Here is a 3,002-nt window from a genome sequence, read left to right as displayed (position 1 = left end):
GAATCGACGAGTTCGCTGATGGCCGGTTGATCTGCGTGACGCGGCAGCCAATGGCCGGCGGCGGGTGGGTGGCCACGCATCTTGACGTCACCGAACAACGCCGGTCCGAGGCCAAGATCGCTCATATGGCACAACACGATGCGTTGACCGATCTGCCAAATCGCGTGCTGCTCAGGGAGCGGATGGAGCATGCACTTGCGGTTACGCGCAATGGCGGCCTCGATCTGGCGGTGCTCATGCTCGACCTCGACCGCTTCAAGGAAGTCAACGACACGCTGGGACATCCGGCGGGTGATTCCCTGTTGCGCGCCGTCGCTGCGCGTTTGCGCGAATGCACCTCTGAAACCGCGTTGATTGCTCGACTGGGCGGCGACGAGTTCGCCGTGATCGACTACGTGACCAACCCGGCCGTTGAGGCCGCCACCCTCGCCGAGAACATCAGAAAGGCGCTTTGCGAGCCGTTCGATCTCGGCGATCACCGGGTCACGGTGGGCACCAGCATCGGCATCGCCATCGCGCCGCGCGATGGCAACGATTCCGACATGCTCATGAAGAGCGCGGATCTCGCCCTCTACTCGGCCAAGGGCGGCGGACGTGGTGCATTCCGTTTCTTCGAGCCGAAACTCGACGAGCTCATGCATGCGCGACGCAACCTCGAGCGCGACATGCGGGATGCGCTTGCTGCCCGTGAATTCGAGCTGCACTACCAGCCGTTCGTCAATACCGCGACCGGCGAGATCCGCGGCTTCGAAGCCTTGCTACGCTGGCATCACCGGCGGCGAGGTCTGGTCATGCCCGGCGAATTCATTCCGCTTGCGGAGGAGACCGGCCTGATCGTGCCGCTGGGCGAATGGATATTGAGGACCGCCTGTGCGGAAGCCGCCAAATGGCCCGCCCATCTCAGGATCGCGATCAACCTGTCTCCCGCTCAATTCAGGAGCAAGGAGCTCGTCCCGGTCATTATCGACGCCCTGGCGAGTTCGGAAGTTGCGCCACACCGGCTCGAGCTCGAGGTTACCGAGACGGTGATCATGCATGACAGCGAAGCTGTATTCGAAGCACTTGGTCAACTGCGCGAGCTCGGCGTGCGAATCGCCCTGGACGACTTCGGCACCGGCTATTCATCGCTGAGCTTTCTGCAAAGATTCCCGTTCGACAAGATCAAGGTCGACCGCAGCTTCGTCAACGAACTGTCCAGCGCAAGGGCAGATGCGCATCATCTCGCGCGAGCGGTCGTTCGCTTCGCAGTCAGCCTCGGCAAGACGACGACCGCCGAAGGCGTCGAAACGAAGGAGCAGCTGGACATCCTCCGTGAAGAGGGGTGTGGCGAAACGCAAGGCTACTATTTCGGCCGGCCGATGCCCGCATCCGAGATCAACAGAATGCTGCGGCGAGGTCCCCGGGCAGTCGTCCGCGCGGCGTGAGCATTCAGGCCCTCACTGCAGCGGCGGATCGCCGCTGGTGCGCTTCTTGGCGAGGTCCATCTCGGTCACCGCGATCAAAATCTCGGCGCGGGTCTTCAAGTCGGGCGCCTCCAGCATGGCCTGCTTTTCCGCCGGGCCATAGGGCGACATCATCGCCAGCGCGTTGACCAGCGCCTCATTGGGCGCGCTCTCGACGCCCTCCCAGTCGACCTTGAGATTGTTGGCCTTCAAGAAGTCCGCCAGCACCGAAAGCAGCGCCTCGCGATCGACCTCGTCCTCGCCCATCCGCGCGGTGAAGTCGTCGACATAGGTGAAGAAATCCACCTTGCACTGCCGGTAGGCGGTGAGCACTTCGAGCTCCTCGACGATCTTGAAGCGCGAGACGCCGGTGAGCTCCAGGATGTAGCGGCCGTCGCCGGATTCGGCGAGCTGGGTGATGCGGCCGACGCAGCCGACGCGGAATAGCGTCGGCTTGTCGGAATTCTTCGGCGAGTGCGCCACGTCGGGCTGGATCATGCCGATCAGGCGATGGCCGTCGCGGAAGGAATCATCGACCATCGCGAGGTAGCGCGGCTCGAAGATGTTGAGCGGCATCTGGCCGCGCGGCAGCAAGAGCGCGCCCGGCAATGGAAATACCGGAATGATCTCCGGAAGGTCGGCGGGCCCGCGATATTCGATGTTGATCGGCATCTGGTCCCCGCTGCCGGTGTTAGCGCCTTGCCCTCACGAAAACAGGATCGTCGACAAGCGCTTGCGTCCCTCGATGGTTGCCTCATCCGTGCCGCCCCAAGCCTCGAAGAACTGCACGAGCTGCTTGCGGGCGCCGTCGTCGTTCCATTTGCGGTCACGCTTGATGATCGCGAGCAGCTGCTCGGTTGCGGCTGCCCGGTTGCCTTGCGCGTTGAGCGCGGTCGCAAGGTCGAACCGTGCCTGATGATCGAGCGGGTTTGCGGCGACTTTCTGTTCCAGCTCCGCCACCGGTCCCAGCTGCTCCGCCTGCTCGGCGAGATCGATGGCGGTCTGCACGGCCTTCACCGCGGGGTCGTTGCGCTTGGATTCCGGCACCATGGCCAGCGTCTGCTTGGCCTGCTCCATCGCACCGGAGACGGCGTAGCACTTGGCGAGGCCCGCCAGCGCCGCGATGTTGGTCGAATCGTGCTGCAGCACCTCGGCATAGATCTGCGCCGCGGCGGCGGCGTCGCCCTCGGCGAGCACCGCCTCGGCCTCTTGCAGGATCTCGGCGATATTGGGCTCGCCCGGCGCTGTCACGCCCTTGGTCAGCTTTTCGATGAAGGCGTTGAGCTGGCTCTCCGGCACCGCGCCCATGAAGCCGTCGGCCGGCTGGCCGTTGACGAACGCGATCACGGCCGGGATCGACTGGATGCCCATCTGGCCCGGGATCGCCGGGTGCTGGTCGATGTTCATCTTGACCAGCTTGACCTTGCCCTTGGCCGCCTTGACCGCCTTTTCCAGCACGGGGGTGAGCTGCTTGCAGGGCCCGCACCACTCCGCCCAGAAATCGATCAGCACCGGCTGGCGCTTCGATTCCTCGATGACGTCCTTCACGAAGGTCTGGGT

General features: G+C 64.1%; 3 protein-coding genes. 1 reads left to right on the top strand and 2 read right to left on the bottom strand.

Going from position 1 to position 3,002, the window contains the following annotated elements; translation table 11 throughout:
- Positions 1-2 precede the first annotated feature (2 nt).
- On the top strand, positions 3-1,424 hold the full coding sequence (locus tag AC1D00_RS34210) for a putative bifunctional diguanylate cyclase/phosphodiesterase (RefSeq protein ID WP_477013711.1): 1,422 nt from the start codon (positions 3-5) through the stop codon (positions 1,422-1,424).
- A 12-nt stretch (positions 1,425-1,436) separates the two neighbouring features.
- On the opposite strand, the gene AC1D00_RS34205 is transcribed toward AC1D00_RS34210, so the two are convergent.
- Positions 1,437-2,114, bottom strand: a complete 678-nt coding sequence (locus tag AC1D00_RS34205; protein WP_271577085.1) for an LON peptidase substrate-binding domain-containing protein — start codon at positions 2,112-2,114, stop codon at positions 1,437-1,439.
- 33 nt (positions 2,115-2,147) lie between these two features.
- Positions 2,148-3,002: thioredoxin (gene trxA / locus AC1D00_RS34200; RefSeq protein ID WP_477013710.1), on the bottom strand; the 855-nt coding region annotated here is incomplete at its 5' end.

This window comes from Bradyrhizobium sp. P2_E8, from assembly GCF_056403875.1.
The sequence above is the reverse complement of the archived record's forward strand: the minus strand, read 5'-3'. Positions and strand labels throughout refer to the sequence as shown.

Coding starts and splice junctions, on each gene's coding strand:
- AC1D00_RS34205 (WP_271577085.1), bottom strand. CDS start 2,114: ATGCCGATCAACATCGAATATCGCGGGCCCGCCGACCTTCCGGAGATC.